The 16,845-nt window shown below is 70.0% G+C and carries 16 protein-coding genes; 6 read left to right on the forward strand and 10 right to left on the reverse strand.

Features of this window, described 5'->3' with window-relative positions:
* Window positions 1-6: 6 nt before the first annotated feature.
* Window positions 7-987 carry an EamA family transporter gene (locus tag FHU39_RS14620; RefSeq protein ID WP_183321334.1) on the forward strand — a complete coding sequence of 327 codons (981 nt, stop codon included), beginning with the start codon at window positions 7-9 and terminating at the stop codon, window positions 985-987.
* Window positions 988-1,034: 47 nt separating this feature from the next.
* Window positions 1,035-2,195 (forward strand): NADH-quinone oxidoreductase subunit D, encoded by a 1,161-nt coding sequence (locus FHU39_RS14625; RefSeq protein ID WP_183321335.1) that lies wholly within the window; start codon window positions 1,035-1,037, stop codon window positions 2,193-2,195.
* A gap of 332 nt (window positions 2,196-2,527) precedes the next feature.
* Here the strand turns inward: FHU39_RS14625 and FHU39_RS14630 are convergent, their stop codons facing one another.
* On the reverse strand, window positions 2,528-3,274 hold the full coding sequence (locus FHU39_RS14630; protein ID WP_183321336.1) for a sugar isomerase domain-containing protein: 747 nt from the start codon (window positions 3,272-3,274) through the stop codon (window positions 2,528-2,530).
* Between the two features lie 185 nt (window positions 3,275-3,459).
* Here FHU39_RS14630 and FHU39_RS14635 point away from each other — a divergent pair, with 185 nt between their 5' ends.
* Together FHU39_RS14635 and FHU39_RS14640 are read left to right on the forward strand one after the other, a co-directional pair.
* The gene (locus FHU39_RS14635; protein ID WP_183321337.1) at window positions 3,460-4,317 is read left to right on the forward strand and encodes a DUF6801 domain-containing protein; all 858 of its coding nucleotides are present in this window, start codon (window positions 3,460-3,462) and stop codon (window positions 4,315-4,317) included.
* A 37-nt stretch (window positions 4,318-4,354) separates the two neighbouring features.
* On the forward strand, window positions 4,355-5,164 hold the full coding sequence (locus tag FHU39_RS14640) for a TIGR03084 family metal-binding protein (RefSeq protein ID WP_183321338.1): 810 nt from the start codon (window positions 4,355-4,357) through the stop codon (window positions 5,162-5,164).
* A 4-nt stretch (window positions 5,165-5,168) separates the two neighbouring features.
* Here the strand turns inward: FHU39_RS14640 and FHU39_RS14645 are convergent, their stop codons facing one another.
* Window positions 5,169-5,999 (reverse strand): sigma-70 family RNA polymerase sigma factor, encoded by an 831-nt coding sequence (locus FHU39_RS14645; protein ID WP_183321339.1) that lies wholly within the window; start codon window positions 5,997-5,999, stop codon window positions 5,169-5,171.
* 114 nt (window positions 6,000-6,113) lie between these two features.
* Here FHU39_RS14645 and FHU39_RS14650 point away from each other — a divergent pair, with 114 nt between their 5' ends.
* Window positions 6,114-6,440, forward strand: coding sequence for a VOC family protein (locus FHU39_RS14650; RefSeq protein WP_183321340.1), 327 nt, complete (start codon window positions 6,114-6,116; stop codon window positions 6,438-6,440).
* A gap of 213 nt (window positions 6,441-6,653) precedes the next feature.
* Here the strand turns inward: FHU39_RS14650 and FHU39_RS14655 are convergent, their stop codons facing one another.
* The 6 genes from FHU39_RS14655 to ftsH form a co-directional block, all read right to left on the reverse strand.
* Window positions 6,654-7,667, reverse strand: a complete 1,014-nt coding sequence (locus FHU39_RS14655; RefSeq protein ID WP_343065910.1) for a GNAT family N-acetyltransferase — start codon at window positions 7,665-7,667, stop codon at window positions 6,654-6,656.
* Between the two features lie 123 nt (window positions 7,668-7,790).
* Window positions 7,791-8,294: a DUF3180 family protein gene (locus tag FHU39_RS14660; protein ID WP_183321341.1), complete on the reverse strand. Its 504-nt coding sequence runs from the start codon at window positions 8,292-8,294 to the stop codon at window positions 7,791-7,793.
* Window positions 8,291-9,184, reverse strand: coding sequence for a 2-amino-4-hydroxy-6-hydroxymethyldihydropteridine diphosphokinase (gene folK, locus FHU39_RS14665; RefSeq protein ID WP_183321342.1), 894 nt, complete (start codon window positions 9,182-9,184; stop codon window positions 8,291-8,293). Before folK ends, FHU39_RS14660 begins: the two co-directional genes overlap by 4 nt.
* On the reverse strand, window positions 9,181-10,059 hold the full coding sequence (gene folP, locus FHU39_RS14670; RefSeq protein ID WP_246336581.1) for a dihydropteroate synthase: 879 nt from the start codon (window positions 10,057-10,059) through the stop codon (window positions 9,181-9,183). The genes folK and folP overlap by 4 nt, the downstream gene beginning before the upstream one ends.
* Window positions 10,059-10,646, reverse strand: coding sequence for a GTP cyclohydrolase I FolE (gene folE, locus FHU39_RS14675; protein ID WP_343065911.1), 588 nt, complete (start codon window positions 10,644-10,646; stop codon window positions 10,059-10,061). The genes folP and folE overlap by 1 nt, the downstream gene beginning before the upstream one ends.
* Window positions 10,624-12,657 carry an ATP-dependent zinc metalloprotease FtsH gene (gene ftsH, locus FHU39_RS14680; protein ID WP_183321344.1) on the reverse strand — a complete coding sequence of 678 codons (2,034 nt, stop codon included), beginning with the start codon at window positions 12,655-12,657 and terminating at the stop codon, window positions 10,624-10,626. Before ftsH ends, folE begins: the two co-directional genes overlap by 23 nt.
* A gap of 276 nt (window positions 12,658-12,933) precedes the next feature.
* Here ftsH and FHU39_RS14685 point away from each other — a divergent pair, with 276 nt between their 5' ends.
* Entirely contained in the window at window positions 12,934-15,171 is a 2,238-nt protein-coding gene (locus FHU39_RS14685) for an NADP-dependent isocitrate dehydrogenase (RefSeq protein WP_183321345.1), read from the forward strand.
* 124 nt (window positions 15,172-15,295) lie between these two features.
* Here FHU39_RS14685 and hpt read toward each other — a convergent pair whose 3' ends face one another.
* Together hpt and tilS are read right to left on the reverse strand one after the other, a co-directional pair.
* A complete protein-coding gene (gene hpt, locus FHU39_RS14690) occupies window positions 15,296-15,847 on the reverse strand; it encodes a hypoxanthine phosphoribosyltransferase (protein WP_183321346.1) in 552 nt (183 codons plus the stop codon).
* A gap of 4 nt (window positions 15,848-15,851) precedes the next feature.
* Window positions 15,852-16,835 (reverse strand): tRNA lysidine(34) synthetase TilS, encoded by a 984-nt coding sequence (tilS, locus tag FHU39_RS14695; protein WP_183321347.1) that lies wholly within the window; start codon window positions 16,833-16,835, stop codon window positions 15,852-15,854.
* Window positions 16,836-16,845 lie beyond the last annotated feature (10 nt).

Below are 16,845 nucleotides of genomic sequence, written 5' to 3' on the forward strand. Positions count from 1 at the left end.
CCCCTCATGACCACCGACGTCCTGACCGCCCGAGGCGTTCCCGCCGACCTGACTCCGCAGGTCGACGTGCGACGTGTGGGCCCGGACGTCGGCACGGTGGGGGTCGCCCTGGCGTCCGCGGCGGCGTTCAGCACGTCCGGCAGTTTCGCCACCGCCCTGCTGCGCGCCGGCTGGTCACCGGCCGCCGCGGTGACCGCCCGGATCGGGCTCGCCGCGCTGGTCCTGGCCGGGCCCACCGCGTGGTCGCTGCGCGGCCAGTGGAACATCGTGCGCCGCAAGGCGCTGCCGATCCTGATCTACGGCCTCACCGGCGTCGCGGGCTGCCAGCTGGCCTACTTCTACGCGGTGCAGCACCTGTCGGTCGGCGTCGCGCTGATGCTCGAATACCTCTCCCCGGTGCTGCTCGTCCTCGGCTTCTGGCTGTGGACCCGGCGGCGCCCCGCAACGGCCACCATCGCCGGGGCGCTGGTCTGCATCGGCGGGCTCGCGCTCGTGCTCGACATCTTCGGCGACGCGCACCTGTCGCTCGTGGGCATCCTGTGGGGCCTCGGTGCGGCGGTCTGCTCCGCGGCATACTTCGTGATCGCCGGCAACGCCGACGACGACCTGCCGCCGCTGCCGCTCGCCGGGGTCGGCATGACGGTCGGCGCTCTCGCACTCGGACTGCTCGGTCTCGTCGGTGTGCTGCCGATGCACGCGACCACCTCGGACACGACGTTCGCCCAGCACCAGGTGCCCTTCTGGATCCCGCTGATCGCGCTCGCCGTCATCGCCACCGCGTTCGCCTACTTCGCCGGTGTCATCGCCGCCCGCGACCTCGGGCAGACCGTGGCGTCGTTCGTGGCACTGGCCGAGGTCCTGTTCTCGGTGCTGTTCGCGTGGCTGCTGCTCGGACAGCTGCCCCTCGCCATACAACTGCTCGGCGGGGTGTTCATCGTGGGCGGCGTCGTGCTCGTCCGGCTCGGCGAACTGCGCCGCACCCCCTGATCGGGAGGTTCGGAGGTCGGAGGGCGAGCGTTTGGCAGACTGGCCCCATGCCAGAACGCGAGCTCACCGTCGGGGTCGGCGCCGGTGGTCTCGCCACCGCCGACATGGTGCTCAACATCGGGCCGCAGCACCCGGCCACGCACGGGGTGCTCCGGCTGCGGATCACCCTCGACGGCGAGCGCATCAAGTCGGCCGAGCCGATCGTCGGCTACATGCACCGCGGCGCCGAGAAGCTCTTCGAGGTCCGCGACTACCGGCAGATCATGGTGCTGGCCAACCGGCACGACTGGCTGTCGGCGTTCAGCAACGAGATCGGCGTCGCGCTGATCGCCGAACGCATGCTCGGCATCGACGTGCCCGAGCGGGCGACGTGGACGCGCACCCTGCTCGCCGAGCTCAACCGGGTGCTCAACCACCTGATGTTCCTCGGCTCCTACCCGCTCGAACTCGGTGCGATCACGCCGATTTTCTACGCGTTCCGCGAGCGCGAGGAGCTGCAGGCGGTCATGGAGGAGATCTCCGGCGGGCGGATGCACTACATGTTCGGGCGCGTCGGCGGGCTGCGCGACGACATCCCGGCCGGCTGGCTCGGACGGGTGAGTGCGGCCATCGAGGCGGTGCGGCGCCGGATGCCCGATCTGGAGAGCCTGCTGGTCGGCAACGAGATCCTGCGCGCCCGCACCCGGGGTGTCGGCGTGATCGACGCGAGAACCGTGGCGGCATACGGGCTTTCTGGGCCGATTGCGCGCGCGTCAGGTGTCGATGTCGACCTGAGACGCGACCAGCCCTACCTCGTGTATGACGAGCTCTTCGCGCCGGGCGGCCCCGGCCGCGTCGTGACCCGGACCGAGGGCGACTGCCTCGCCCGGCTCGAGGTGCTGCTGGAGCAGGTGCACGTCTCCCTCGACATCTCTCAGGCGTGCGTCGACCGGCTCGCGGCGATGCCCGGCGGCCCGGTCAACGTCAAGCTGCCCAAGGTGCTGAAGGTCCCGGAGGGCACCGACTACCTCGCGACCGAGAACCCGCTGGGCTTCAACGGCTACTACCTGGTCTCCCGCGGGGAGAAGACGCCGTGGCGACTTAAGCTGCGGTCGGCGTCGTTCAACAACATCCAGGTGCTCGGCGAACTGCTGCCCGGCAACCTGCTCGCCGACATGATCGCGATCCTCGGGTCGATGTTCTTCGTGGTGGGCGACATCGACAAGTAGCGGTGGGATCACCGCCGGAAGCCGTACGCAAGTCCCCCCAGGGTCGACCTGTGCGCGCATTTCCGCACGAGACCGTACCGGGCTCCCCACTGGGGCGACCTATGACCGGGTCCGCACCGGAAAGCCGGGCGCAGCTCCCCACTGGGGCGACCTATGACCGGGTCGGCACCGGACAGCCGTGCCGGGCTCCCCACTGGGGCGACCTATGACCGGTCGGCACCGGAAAGCCGGGCGCAGCTCCCCACTGGGGCGACCTATGACCGGGTCGGCACCGGAAACCCGTGCGCAAGTCCCCACCGGGGGGACCTACGCGCGGCCGGGAGTGCCGTGCGTCAGGCGCCGCGGATGAGGCGGTCGCCATACACGGCCTCGAGCTGCAGGTTCCGCTCGTGCCCGCCGGGGGTGTTGGCGGAGATGTAGACCGGCGGTTCGGACGACTGGGCAAGCTTCTCGACCGTGCCGAGGGTCAGCAGCTGCGCGATGAACGCCGCCGTCAGCGACGACACCGCGCCCACCCCCAGCCCCGCGACCTCCAGTGTCGTGTCCCCGTACGGCGCCAGGTTGTCGATGACCACGTCGGCGATCTCCGAAAGGCGTTGACCGCTCGGGTGTTTCGGCTCGACAGCTGCCGTGTGCTGCAGGCTGGTGACCGCGATGACCGGGTGACCTTGCTCCTTGGCCTGCAGTGCGAAACCGACGATCGAGCCGTTCACCCCGGAGTTGGACGCGATGACGATGACGTCCTGCGGCGAGGCCGGCACCAGCGCCCACAGCTTCTCGGCGATCTGCGGGTCCCGTTCCAACAGACTGCTGCCGAGCAGCGACCGGTCCTCGCCGCCGCGGAGCACCAAGTCGCGCAGCGCGATCTTGTTGGTCGGGATCAGGCCGCCGGCGCGCCCGGCGACCTCCATCGCGAAGGCCTCGGAATGCCCCGTGCCGAAGACGTGGACGATGCCGCCCGCAGCGATCGAGTCGGCGAGCAGCGTGGTCGCCCGGTCCAGACCTCCTTCGTCCGCGAGCGCGGCGATGCGCTCCAGACGCGAGGTGGTCTGCGCGAGGAAGTCGGCCGAAGAGGTCATGGAACAGCTCCCGAGGTGACGGTGGTGGGTGCCCCGGAACGGAGCGTCTCGATCCTATGGGCGGCGCGGCGGCGTGCCGGTAGCCGGGCGGGTTTCGCCGATCCGGTTGCGACGCCTGTGCAAAGCGGCAATGGTGGGCCCGGACGCCTGTGCTTGCTGGGCGCCATACGGAGGAGGAGTGAGGGATGCGCGGAACCACCCGATCGGGGACAGCACGTGGCTCGAGGATGCTTGCGGCAGGTGGCGCGCTCGGCATCGCGACCGGACTGACCATCGCCGGTGTCGCTCTGTCCGGTCCGGCGCACGCGGCACCCAGCGCACAACTGGCGTACTCCTGCGCCGTGCCGGCGATCGGGCTCACCTTCAGCGACCCGTGGACCGTCACCGTCGACACCGACTACCCGACCACCGTCGCGGCCGGGGCCGCGATCAGCACGTCGCACTTCGACGCATCGATCACCGCCGGTGACGATGCGGCCGAGCAGTTCCGCGCCCTGGGCTTCGCCTCGTGGTCCGGGTCGGTGAAGTTCTCGTATGCCGTCAGCGGTGACGTCGCCTCCGCGGGCGACCGATCGGCCACGCTGACGGTCCCGCAGACGACGCTGCCGGCCACCGGGCCGGTCGTCACCGACGCTACGGGGACCGCGGCCGATGAGGAGGCCGGCGACACCGCCGGTACCGCGACGGTGACCGCCGCCGACCTCACCGCATCGGTGACGACCGACTCGGGAGTGCCCGTCGACATCGAATGCTCGCTCGCAGCCGGCCAGGACGCGACCGTGGCCAGTGTGCAGGTGACGGCGGCATCGAGCACCAGCACGCCGCCCACCAGCACTCCTCCGACGAGCACGAGCAGCAGCACGAGCACGCCGCCCGCCACCACCAGCACGACCTCGGTGACCACCGGCCCGCCGATCATCACCGACGGCGCGGACTCCGGCGGTAGCAACGACGTCGTGTTCGCCGGCCTGGGCGTCGCGATCCTCGGCGGCGGCCTGCTGACCGCCGGAGCTCGCCGCCGGATGCGCGACGCACGGAAGTGACCCCCGCGATCGGCTGCCTCGTGGTCGTGACGGATCAGTGACGCGACTCGACGAACTTCTGGCAGACCTACAGGCGGAGTCCGCGAGCCTGCGTGCGATGGTCGGCCGGGCCGGGCCGGACGCACTCGCCCTGGCGACACCCGCCGCGGGATGGACCGTCGCACATCAACTCGCGCACCTGACCTGGACCGACGAAGTCGCCACCAGCGCAACGGCTTCCGTGGTGCCGTCCGTGGAGACGGCACGTGGTTGGGACGTGGTGCTGGCCGAGGCAGCGTCCGCACCGACGACGTTCGTGGACGACGGTGCCGCGGAGTTGGCCGTTGCCGATCCGACGGAGCTGATGACCCGGTGGGACGCCGGCCGCGCCGCGCTCGCCGCTGCCCTGCGGGCGACTCCGGCGGACGTTCGGATCCCGTGGTTCGGCCCGCCGATGAAGGCGACGTCGATGGCGACCGCGCGCATCATGGAGACCTGGGCGCACGGCCTGGACGTCGCAGCCGCGCTCGACGTCACGCCGGAGCCGACGGACCGGATCCGGCATGTGTGCCACCTCGGGGTGGCCACGCGCGCGTTCGCGTATGCCGGCAGGGGTCTCCCGGTCCCCGAAGAGCCGATCCACGTCACGCTCACCGCGCCCAGCGGCGCGGAGTGGAGTTGGGGAGACCCTGCCGCCATACACCGAATCAGCGGCCCTGCATGGGAATTCGCGCAGGTTGCGGTGCGGCGCCGGCACCCGGACGACACCTCGCTCGTGGCGACGGACGGACCGGCACGCGAGTGGCTCGGGATCATCCAGGCGTTCGCCGGGCCGCCAGGCGCCGACCCCGAGCGCACGCGCCCCTGACCGATCAGCGCCGGCGGGTGATGGCCAGCACCTCGGGTGCGGCTCGCAGCTCGATGCGTTGCACCACGCCGTCGGTGACGACGAAGTCGAACGCCACCTTGAACTCGCCGCGGTGCAGCCATGCGACGCCGGGCCGCCCGCCGATGAAGACCGGGAAGGCGGTCTTCATGCCGCCGTTGACCAGACCGACGACCTGGTCCCGGCCGACCAGTCTTGCGGTGCCGAGTGCGACCGCGGCGGCATCGGCGCCCTCGAGGATCACCTCGGGCGCGAGCAGTCCCAGCAAGGCGTCGAGGTCACCGCTCTTGGCGGCGTGCAGGAACGCGTCCACCACCGCGCTGTGGTCGGAGCGCCCGACCGTGCTGTCCGGGCTCGCCCCGTCGGCGACCTTGCGACGTGCCCGGGACGCCAGCTTGCGGGCGGCGACGGGTGAGACTCCGAGGATGTTGGCGACGGCGGGAAAGTCGACGGCGAAACTGTCGTGCAGCACGAAGGCGACGCGTTCGGAAGGGGTGAGTCGGTCGAGCACGACCTGCAGTGCGCTGCCCACCGTGTCCGCGAGCACCACGTCGTCCGCCGGATCGGGCGCGGTCTCGTCCAGATCGAGGTCCTCCTCCGGTGCCGGCAACTTGCCGCGCAGCCGGTCCAGGCACAGCCGGGTGGTGACGGTGGTCAGCCAGCCCGGCAGGTTGTCGATCGGAGTCTCGTTGCGTGCCAGTCGGATCCAGGTATTCTGCACCGCATCCTCGGCTTCCGCGTGATCGCCCAGCAGCCGTTCGGCGATCCGGGTCAGCCGGGGGCGTTCGGTCTCGAACCGGGCAGTCTGCTCGTCCATGGGGTCAGTCCATCACATCGACCGGCCGCGACCGGTCACACTTTCCGCCGCCCGCTCGTCACCAGAACAGCGCAGCACGCGCCAACCACGAATCGACCGAAGGAACACGAAACCATGGGCAACTTCCAGACCGTTCTGCTGCCGACCACGGATCTCGCCGCCTCCCGCGAGCTCTACACCAAGCTGCTGGGCGTGCCACCGGTTGCCGACTCGGACTACTACGTCGGGTTCGACGTCGACGGACAGCAGATCGGCCTCGTCCCCGGCACCACCGCCGTCGTCCCGCACCTGCACGTCGACGACCTGGAGCAGGCGATCGCGCTGATCACCGAGGCCGGCGGCTCCGTGGTCGAGGACCCCAAGGCCGTCGGCGGCAGCCGGCGGGTTGCCGTCATACAGGATCCGTCCGGTGCGCGGTTCGGCCTCACCCACGACGCCTGACCCCCGCCACCCACAGCCCCTCGCCGAGAGGCCCAGAACCGGTCGACAAGCCCAGTAATACCACCGTGGGTCCGGGATTCCGGGCGCTATTGCTAAGCCTCTCGGTCGTTTGGTGAGCCTCTCGGTGAAGGGGTGGCGGGGCTGTGGCGGCTGGCGGGGCGGCCGGCGGGGCGGTCAGACGAAGAGGCCAGGCGGAGGGGTCAGACGAAAAGGTCAGGCGGAGAGGTCGCGGTGCCAGCTCTCGGTCCGGTATGACGTGACCCAGCCCATCGAGGTGTACAGCCCGTCGGCGCCGGTCGGCGAGTCGGCATCCACCTCCAGCCCGACCCGGTCGGCGCCGGACGCGAGCGCGCCGCGGATCACGGTGTGCAGCAAGGCCTTCGCCACTCCCCTGCCCCGGGAGCGGCGGTGCACACCGATGTAGTCGATGTAGCTGCCCGGAGCGCCCGCGGCGTCCGCCGGCAGCACCGTCCCGACCACCGCGCCACCGGGGAGCACCACCCCATCGGTGTCGACCTCCGCCAACCACCAGTGGTCCCAGCGGTGCCCGGGGTCCTCCCGCAGCCGCTGGACGAACTCGGGGAAGCTTTCACGGTAGGAGTTGTAGTGGTCGGCGAAGGACTCCTCGAGCACCAAGTGCACCGCCTGTAGGTCGGCGGCGACCGGTGTGCCGTCGTCGTGCAGCGCGATCGGACGCACCGTCACGCCGGCCCGTGGCCCGGGCAACGACGCATCCGCCGCGACCACCGGGCGGCTCATCTGCAACCAGGTCCGGGCACGGTGGAAACCGGCGGCGGTGAGCCAGCGTTGCTGGCGGTCGTCGTCGGCATACGCGCCCGAGTCGAGTTGGGTCACCAGCAGGCCGCGGGTGCGCATCAGGGAGCGCGCGACCCCCTCGGCCCACTCGAAGAGTGCTGCGGCCAGCGCGTCCGTGACCGACGGCTGCGCGGTGATCTCGATGACCGTCCGCCCCGCCGCGCGGTCGTGCACGACGGCCCACGCGACCGCCGACCCGTCACTGTCCCGCACCAGCACCTGCCGCCTCGTCCACGATCCCACCCCGGCCACGTGCGACGCCACCATCTGCGGGTCTACCGAGCTGGAGCCGTGCGCGGCCTGTTGGTGCGCCGCGAGCAGGTCGACGACATCGGGCACGTCCGGGGTGTCGGGAACGAGCGCGCGCAGGCCGTGGCCGACAGCGGGCATGGGCAGCAGGGGTTCGCTCACGTCGTACAGTCAAGCGCACCCGCGCACCGCCATGCGTGCAGCGCGGGTCGCGACGTCACGCGTGCGCAGCACGCCCCAAGAAAGCACGGACGATGACTCGGGGGCAAGGCACGAACCACCGAGTCACGCGTGCAAGGGGCCGCCGCCGTGCGAGTCGTCGTCCCGGTCCTTGTCGCGGTCCTTGTCGTCCGGGATGCGGCACCAGCCCTGCACGACCAGGCCGGTGACGACCGCGCCGACCGACGCCACGCACAGGACGGCGGCCTGCACCATGTTGCCGAAGGCGCTGTCCGCGTCCAGCCGGCCCAGCTCGATCAGCGCGTAGGCCCCGAACCAGCCCGCGATCATCGCGCCGGCGAGCACGCAGGCCTGCGCGGCCACCAGGGCCCGTCGGGCGCGCTGGGGCGACGGTGGCCGGGTCGAGGTGCCGTGCAGGTAGGCCCGCACCTCGGCGCCCGCGGAGATCACCGCGATCGACAGCAGGACGATCGTGACGAGCAGGAACCAGGACATGTGCGGCAGCCCGTGGCCGTGCGCGGTGGTCCACCGCAGCACGCCGTAACAGACGAGGAGTATGACGACTCCGACGCCGAGCGCGTGCCGCCAGGTCAGGCCCGACTCGCTCACAGTGGACGCCATTCGGGTCCGACGTGGATGCCGGTGGTGTCTGCCGACCGCAGCAGTTGCGCGACCGGCAGCACCTTCCGGCCGACGCGCAGCTGGGCCTGCGGGTCGGCGTCCAGCCAGGGGGCCAGCACGAAGGCGCGCTCGGCGGCACGGGGGTGCGGCAGTGTGAGTTCCTCCGTCGCGAAGCGCAGGTCCGTGCCGGCTGCGGGGTCACCCAACTGGATCAGGTCCAGGTCCAACGTCCTTGCTCCCCAGCGGATCTCGCGGGTGCGTCCGCGACCGGCCTCGATCTCGTGCAGCCGGTCGAGCAGCGTCCAGGGTGCGAGGCGGGTGGTGCCCACGGCCACGGCGTTGAGGTAGTCCGGCTGTGCAGGGCCACCGACCGGGGCCGTCTCGAAGAGGCCGCTGACCTCGAACAGGTCGAGCCCCTCGACGCGGCGCAGCGCACGCACGGCGGCCTCGAGGCTGCGCACCCGGTGCCCGAGGTTGGCGCCGAGGGCGATGACGACGGGCCGGTGCTGCTCGCGCCGCACCGACACCGACGGGCCGGCGAGCCCGAAGCCGGCGAAGTCGACCCCGGCCGGGGCATCCGGCTTGTGCACCGTCACCTCGACGGCCTCGGCCGCCACGTGCCGCAGCACCGACGCCGCGATCTGCTCGGCCAGGTGCTCGATGAGGTCCACCGGCGGTTGTGTCAGGATCCGCTCGGCGTCCTGGGCGACGTCGGCGTAGCTGATCGTGTGGTCGAGGTCGTCGCTGCGGCCGGCCCGGGAGACGTCGCACTCGATCGTGATGTCGACGAAGAACCTTTGCGGCTCACGCTTCTCGTGCGCGAGCACCCCGTGCGGGGTGGTCACGGCCAGCCGGGTGAGGGCGATGCGGTCACTCATTCCTGCGCCCCTTGTGAAGCTCCGGCGGTGGCCTCCCGCAGGTGGCGCACCACGTCGCACGCAGCGAACGTCGAACGCACCTCGTGCACCCGGATCGCCCACACGCCCGCCTGCGCGAGCACCACCGACACGGCCGCGGTCGCGAAGTCGCGCTGCTCGGCCGGCACCGGACCGTCTCCGCGGCTGCCGACACGCGACAGGAACGACTTGCGCGAGGCTCCGACCAGCACCGGCAGTTTCATCTGCTGGAACGCCGAAAGATGTTGCAGCAGAATCCAGTTCTGCTCCGCCGTCTTGGCGAAGCCCAGACCTGGGTCGATCACGACCTGGTCCCGGGACACGCCGGCGTCGAGGGCGGCGCCGACCTGGTCGGCCAGCTCGCGGCATACATCGGCGGTGACGTCGTCGTAGATCGCGCGGGTCTGCATGTCGTGGCTGTGACCGCGCCAGTGCATCACCACGAAACCGGCACCGGTCTGCGCCGCGACCGAGGTCATCTCCGGGTCGGCGAGTCCACCGCTGACGTCGTTGATGATGCGGGCGCCGGCCGCCACCGCCGCCGACGCCACCGGGGCGCGCATCGTGTCGATCGAGATCCACGCCCCGCTGTCGGCGAGGCCCTCGATCACGGGTATGACGCGCCGCAGCTCCTCCTCCACCGACGGACGCTGCGCGCCGGGCCGGGTGGATTCGCCGCCGATGTCGATGATGTCCGCGCCGTGGCCCACGAGCTCCCTGCCGTGCGCCACGGCAGCCGCCGCGTCGAAGAAGCGACCGCCGTCGGAGAACGAGTCGGGAGTGACGTTGACGACACCCATCACCAGCGGGCGATCCTCGGGGCGCTGCGGCAACGCGATGGATGCGGCCGCAGTCATCAGCGCCGGCTTTGCGCGTTGATCAGACTCATGGCCTCCGCCCGGGTCGCGGCGTTGGTCAGCTGACCCCGCACGGCGGAGGTGATGGTGAGAGCGCCCGGTTTGCGGACGCCGCGCATCGACATACACAGATGCTCGCACTCCACGACCACGAGCACACCCTGTGCGTGCAGGATGTCGACGAGGGCGTCGGCGATCTGGGTGGTCAGTCGCTCCTGGACCTGCGGGCGTTTGGCGAAGACGTCGACCAGCCGCGCGATCTTGGACAGCCCGGTGACCCGGCCGTCCGCCGCGGGGATGTAGCCGACGTGCGCGACGCCGTGGAACGGCACCAGGTGGTGCTCGCAGGTCGAGTAGACCTCGATGTCGCGCACGATGACCAGCTCGGAGTGGTCGACGTCGAAGGTGCGGCTGAGCGCCTCCTCCGGGGTCTGCCACATGCCGGAGAACGTCTCGGCATACGAACGGGCGACCCGGCCCGGGGTGTCCCGCAGCCCTTCGCGGTCGGGGTCCTCGCCGAGGGCGAGCAGCAGCTCGCGGACGGCGGCCGCCGCCCGCTCCAGATCAATCCTGGGAGGGGTCGACATACCCGCCATCCGGAACCTCGACAACAGCCTCAGGGGGGTGCACCTGGCCGGCCTGCTGCAGGTCTTCCTTCTCGAGGTCGACGCCGTTGGCGAGCGCCTTGCGCTCGGCCGGGGTCAGCACCGGCGGCCGGTCACTGACGTTGCGGCGGTCGCTGGACAGCCAGATCTTGCGCTTCGGGCGCTTCTTGACGTCCTTGAACACGTCGGCGAGCTGGTGCACGTCGAGCGTTTCCTTCTCGAGGAGCTCCAGCACCAGGTTGTCGAGGATGTCGCGGTTGTCGTTCAGGGCGTACCAGGCCTCGTCGTGGGCGGCCTCGATCAGCCGGCGCACCTCTTCGTCGACGACACCCGCGAGCTCCTCGGAGTAGTCGCGCTCGTGGCCCATGTCGCGGCCGAGGAAGACCTCGGAGTTGCCGGAGCCGAGCTTGATCGCGCCGACCCGCTCGCTCATGCCGAACTGGGTCACCATCTTGCGGGCCAGGCCGGTGGCCTTCTCGATGTCGTTGGCGGCACCGGTGCTCGGGTCGTGGAAGACGATCTCCTCCGCGACCCGGCCACCGAGCGCGTAGGCCAGCTGGTCCAGCAGCTCGTTGCGGGTGGTGGAGTACTTGTCGTCCGCCGGCAGCACCATGGTGTAGCCGAGCGCGCGACCGCGCGGCAGGATCGTGATCTTGCTGACCGGGTCGGTGTGGTTCAGCGCGGAGGCGACCAGGGCGTGCCCACCCTCGTGGTATGCCGTGATCTTGCGCTCCTTGGCGCTCATCACCCGGGTCCGCTTCTGCGGACCCGCCATGACGCGGTCGATCGCCTCGTCCAGTGCGCGGTTGTCGATGACCTGCGCGTTGGAGCGCGCCGTCAGCAGTGCGGCCTCGTTGAGGACGTTGGCCAGGTCTGCTCCGGAGAAGCCGGGCGTACGGCGCGCCACCTGCAGCAGGTCGATGTCCCCCGCCATCGGCTTGCCCTTGGCGTGCACCTGCAGGATGTGGTGGCGACCGGCCATGTCCGGGGCCTCGACCGCGATCTGCCGGTCGAACCGGCCGGGACGCAGCAGCGCCGGGTCGAGGATGTCGGGCCGGTTGGTGGCGGCGATCAGGATGACGTTGGTCTTGACGTCGAAGCCGTCCATCTCGACCAGCAACTGGTTGAGGGTCTGCTCGCGCTCGTCGTGGCCACCACCGAGGCCGGCGCCGCGGTGCCGGCCGACGGCGTCGATCTCGTCGACGAAGATGATGGCGGGGGCGTTGGCCTTGGCCTGCTCGAACAGGTCGCGGACCCGGCTGGCGCCGACACCGACGAACATCTCGACGAAGTCCGAGCCGGAGATCGAGTAGAACGGCACACCGGCCTCCCCGGCGACCGCGCGGGCCAGCAGCGTCTTACCGGTGCCGGGCGGGCCGTAGAGCAGCACACCCTTGGGGATCTTGGCGCCCACGTCGAGGAACTTCTTGGGCGACTGCAGGAACTCCTTGATCTCGTGGAGCTCCTCGACCGCCTCGTCGGCACCCGCCACGTCGGCGAAGGTGACCTTGGGCATGTCCTTGCTGGCCAGCTTGGCGCGGGACTTGCCGAACTGCATGACCCGGGAGCCGCCGCCCTGCATCTGGCTCATCAGGAACCAGAAGATCAGGATGAACAGGATGAACGGCGCCATGCTGATCAGGATCGACAGCCAGACGCTCTGCTTCTGCGGGTCGTCGGTGTAGCCGCCGGACGGCGGGTTCTTCTGCAGCAGGTTGACCAGCTGCTCACCGCGGGGGTTGACGTAGTTGGCCTCGACCTTGGTCAGGCCCTTCTTCCCGTCGACCGTCGTCGGGTCCTTCAAGGTCAGCTTGATGGAGTCCGGGGTCAGTGTCGCCGAATCGACCTGCTGGCTGGAGATGAGCTTCTCGGCCTGCGAGGTGTCGATCTTCTGATATCCGCCGACATTGCCGACGGCGAGCCACAGGACGCCGATCAACACGACGAGGATGACCCAGAGCCCAGGGCTGCGTAGAACGCGCTTGTAGTTCATGTAGCTGCGGGGCGTGCCCCGATCCTCCTGCTCACAGTTGGGCCTAGCCCGACGACAGACCAATAGACGGTACACCGCGGCTGGTGTGGCACTTACCAGGGTGTCCCGGCTGGATCAACGACCGGGGGTGTCGCGATGTTCCGCGCGAGCTGTCGCGTGGGTCACCTGCGACACTCTCGCATCACGCCGGCCGGGCTTGTCGAGGTCACACGTTCCGCCGCGGGCCGGGGCGGCTACCGTGAAGCGACCAGATCCAGATAACGCCGGGAGCCGCCGATGACCAGTCAGCAACCCATCATCATCTACACCCTCACCGACGAGGCGCCGCTACTTGCGACCTACGCCTTCCTGCCGGTCGTGCAGACCTTCGCCGAAGCTGCCGGCATCGACGTGCAGACCAGTGACATCTCCGTTGCGGCGCGCATCCTCGCGCAGTTCCCCGAGCGCCTCACCGAGGAGCAGCGGGTCCCGGACAACCTCGGCGAGCTCGGCCGGCTGACCCAGGAGCCGGACACCAACATCATCAAGCTGCCCAACATCAGTGCTTCGATGCCGCAGCTGCTGGCCGCGATCAAGGAGCTGCGGGAGAAGGGTTACGACATACCCGAGTATCCCGCGCACGACGAGACCGACGAGGACAAGGAGATCCGCGCCCGCTACGCCAACTGCCTCGGCAGCGCCGTCAATCCGGTGCTGCGCGAAGGAAATTCGGACCGTCGGGCACCGAAGGCCGTGAAGGAGTACGCGCGCAAGCACCCCCACACGATGGGCAAGTGGTCGCCGGCGTCGCGCACCCACGCGTCATACATGGAGCACGGCGACTTCTACCACGGTGAGAAGTCGATGACGCTGGACCGCGCGCGCGACGTGCGGATGGAGCTGGTCACCGACAGCGGCCCGACGATCGTGCTGAAGGAGAAGGTCGCGCTGCAGGACGGCGAGGTCATCGACAGCATGTTCATGAGCAAGAAGGCGCTGATCGACTTCTACGAGGAGCAGATGGAGGACGCGCGCGAGACCGGCGTGATGTTCTCCCTGCACGTCAAGGCGACGATGATGAAGGTGTCGCACCCGATCGTCTTCGGGCACGCCGTGCGCATCTTCTACAAGGACGCATTCGCCAAGCACCAGGCGGTCCTCGACGAGCTCGGGGTCGACGTCAACAACGGGCTCGGTGACCTCTACGCCAAGCTCGAGACGCTGCCGAGCGCCAAGCGCGAGGAGATCGTCCGCGACTTCCACGCCTGCCACGAGCACCGCCCCGAGATCGCCATGGTCGACTCGGCGCACGGCATCTCCAACTTCCACTCCCCCAGCGACGTGATCGTCGACGCGTCGATGCCGGCGATGATCCGCGGCGGCGGCAAGATGTATGGCGCTGACGGGCGTCCCAAGGACACCAAGGCGGTGATGCCGGAGTCGACGTTCGCGCGGATCTACCAAGAGATGATCAACTTCTGCAAGACCAACGGCGCCTTCGACCCGGTCACCATGGGCACCGTGCCGAACGTCGGCCTGATGGCCCAGAAGGCCGAGGAATACGGCTCGCACGACAAGACGTTCGAGGTCCCGGAGGCGGGGGTCGCCAACATCGTGGACATCGCCACCGGCGAGGTGCTCATGTCGCAGAACGTCGAGGAGGGCGACATCTGGCGCATGTGCCAGGTCAAGGACGCCCCGATCCGCAACTGGGTCGAGCTGGCGGTCACCCGTTCCCGTGAGTCCGGCATGCCGGCGCTGTTCTGGCTGGACCCCTACCGCCCGCACGAGAACGAGCTGATCAAGAAGGTCCACACCTACCTCGCCGAGCTGGACACCGAGGGCCTGGACATCCAGGTCATGTCCCAGGTGCGCGCCATGCGTTACACCATGGAGCGGCTGATCCGCGGCCTGGACACCATCGCGGTCACCGGCAACATCCTGCGCGACTACCTGACCGACCTCTTCCCGATCCTGGAGCTGGGCACGAGCGCCAAGATGCTCTCGATCGTGCCGCTGATGGCCGGCGGCGGGCTCTACGAGACCGGTGCGGGTGGCTCGGCCCCCAAGCACGTCAAGCAACTGGTCGAGGAGAACCACCTGCGCTGGGACTCGCTCGGCGAGTTCCTCGCGCTGGCGGTGAGCCTGGAGGATCTGGGCCGCAAGAACGACAACCCCAAGGCCACGCTCGTCGCCAACGCCCTCGACGCCGCCACCGGCAAGCTGCTGGAGAACGACAAGGGCCCCTCGCGCAAGGTCGGCGAGCTGGACAACCGGGGCAGCCAGTTCTACCTGGCGATGTACTGGGCCCAGGAGCTGGCCGAGCAGACCGAGGACGCCGAGCTCGCCGCGCACTTCAAGCCGCTGGCCGAGGCGCTCGCGGCGAGCGAGGAGAAGATCGTCGCCGAGCTCGGTGCGGCGCAGGGCCAGCACGTGGACCTGGGTGGCTACTACTACGCCGACCCGGAGAAGACCGCGACGGTGATGCGGCCGAGCGCGACGTTCAACGAGGCGCTGGCGGCCGCGCGCGGCTGACGCGTCATACCCGGCAGGAACCGCCTACTGTCGTTACCTCTCGCCCAGATCTGCGATTTTCCGCGAGAAAGTAACGACAGTAGGCGTTCTGGTATGGCGGGCGCGTCACTCCCGACGCGCCGGCTCAGCTGTAGACGTGCTCCGCGAGGGTGCCGATGTCGCGCAGGTTGCGGTACTTCTCGTCGTAGTCCAGGCCGTAGCCGACCACGAATTCGCTGGGTATGTCGAAGCCGACGTACTTGCAGTCGATCTCCACCTTGGCGGCCTCCGGCTTGCGCAGCAGCGTGCAGATCTCCAGCGATGCAGGCTGCCGTGAGGACAGGTTGGAGCGGATCCAGTTGAGGGTCAGGCCGGAGTCGATGATGTCTTCGACGATCAGCACGTGACGACCGGTGATGTCGGTGTCGAGGTCCTTCAGGATCCGCACCACACCGCTGGACTTGGTGCCCGAGCCGTATGACGACACGGCCATCCAGTCCATCGGCACCGTGCCCGGCAGTGCCCGCATCAGGTCCGCCATCACCAGGATGGCGCCCTTGAGCACACCGACGAGCAGGACGTCCTTGTCGTGGTAGTCGCGCCAGATCTCGGTCGCCAGCTCGTCGAGTCGCTCGTGGATCTGCTTCTCGGTGAACAGCACGTGATCCAGGTCATTGCCCATATGGCTGGAATCCATGGCCCTATTGAACCGGACGCGGCTCGACCACGATCACGCCGCCACCCCTGCGCACCTGCAGGCCGCCGGGCATGTGGACCGATTGCTGGCCGTGCCAACCCGTCACCAGGGCGTCGACGGTGTCGATGTGGACCTTGCCGAGCGACGCGGCCGGCGAGCCCGCACTGTGGAGCAGCGCGCGCCATACCCGCGAACGGATCGGCGCCGGGAGGGCGGCGAGTTCGTCCACCGGCCAGGGGGATTCACCGAGGTCGTGCGCGACCTGCGCAGCCCACTCGTCTAGGAAGGTGAGGTCGTCCCGGACCAGGTCCGCGGTCCGCGCGAGCCCGGCGACGACGCCGGGGCCGAGGTCGGTCTCCAGGTCCGCGAGCGCCCGGCGCGCACGCACCCGCAGGTATCGAGGGTCGTCGTTGTGCGGGTCGTGCCAGGGCTCGAGGTGCAGCGCCGCGCACGCCGCGTGGGTCTGCTCGCGGGTCACCCCCAGCAGCGGCCGCAACCACAGCCCCGCCATTCGGGACATACCCGTCACTGCCCGCGGCCCGGACCCACGCGCGAGCGCCAGCAGCACGGTCTCCGCCTGGTCGTCGCGGGTGTGGCCGAGCAGCACCGCGCCCGCTTCGTATGACGCGGCAGCCGCTTCGAGCGCGGCGTACCTCGCGGTGCGCGCCGCCGACTCGGGCCCGTCCCCGGCGGCGACCACCTCCACGGTGCGCACCTCCGCACGGCCCAGCCCGAGGCCCCGGCACTGTTCGGCGGCACGCTGTGCGACGGCGGCAGAGCCGTCCTGCAGCTGGTGGTCGACCACGACCGCGACGGTCGACAGGCCGAGTTTGGGGGCCTCGAACGCGACGGCGGCGGCGAGCGCGAGGGAGTCGGCGCCACCGGAGCAGGCGGTGACGACGGTGCCGCCCGGCTCGAGCGCGGCGCCGGTCAATGCCAGCCGCACGTGCCGCCGGCACGCGGCCACGGCGGGATGCGGCCCCGGCATACCGGCGCCG

Source organism: Flexivirga oryzae (assembly GCF_014190805.1).
GTDB classification, from domain to species: domain Bacteria; phylum Actinomycetota; class Actinomycetes; order Actinomycetales; family Dermatophilaceae; genus Flexivirga; species Flexivirga oryzae.

What these genes read in the sequence shown, in the direction of transcription:
- FHU39_RS14620 (WP_183321334.1), top strand. Translation starts at nt 7, where the DNA reads ATGACCACCGACGTCCTGACCGCCCGAGGCGTTCCCGCCGACCTGACT.
- FHU39_RS14625 (WP_183321335.1), top strand. Translation starts at nt 1,035, where the DNA reads ATGCCAGAACGCGAGCTCACCGTCGGGGTCGGCGCCGGTGGTCTCGCC.
- FHU39_RS14630 (WP_183321336.1), bottom strand. Translation starts at nt 3,274, where the DNA reads ATGACCTCTTCGGCCGACTTCCTCGCGCAGACCACCTCGCGTCTGGAG.
- FHU39_RS14635 (WP_183321337.1), top strand. Translation starts at nt 3,460, where the DNA reads ATGCGCGGAACCACCCGATCGGGGACAGCACGTGGCTCGAGGATGCTT.
- FHU39_RS14645 (WP_183321339.1), bottom strand. Translation starts at nt 5,999, where the DNA reads ATGGACGAGCAGACTGCCCGGTTCGAGACCGAACGCCCCCGGCTGACC.
- FHU39_RS14650 (WP_183321340.1), top strand. Translation starts at nt 6,114, where the DNA reads ATGGGCAACTTCCAGACCGTTCTGCTGCCGACCACGGATCTCGCCGCC.
- folK (WP_183321342.1), bottom strand. Translation starts at nt 9,184, where the DNA reads ATGAGTGACCGCATCGCCCTCACCCGGCTGGCCGTGACCACCCCGCAC.
- folP (WP_246336581.1), bottom strand. Translation starts at nt 10,059, where the DNA reads ATGACTGCGGCCGCATCCATCGCGTTGCCGCAGCGCCCCGAGGATCGC.
- folE (WP_343065911.1), bottom strand. Translation starts at nt 10,646, where the DNA reads ATGTCGACCCCTCCCAGGATTGATCTGGAGCGGGCGGCGGCCGCCGTC.
- ftsH (WP_183321344.1), bottom strand. Translation starts at nt 12,657, where the DNA reads ATGAACTACAAGCGCGTTCTACGCAGCCCTGGGCTCTGGGTCATCCTC.
- FHU39_RS14685 (WP_183321345.1), top strand. Translation starts at nt 12,934, where the DNA reads ATGACCAGTCAGCAACCCATCATCATCTACACCCTCACCGACGAGGCG.
- hpt (WP_183321346.1), bottom strand. Translation starts at nt 15,847, where the DNA reads ATGGATTCCAGCCATATGGGCAATGACCTGGATCACGTGCTGTTCACC.
- tilS (WP_183321347.1), bottom strand. Translation starts at nt 16,835, where the DNA reads ATGCCGGGGCCGCATCCCGCCGTGGCCGCGTGCCGGCGGCACGTGCGG.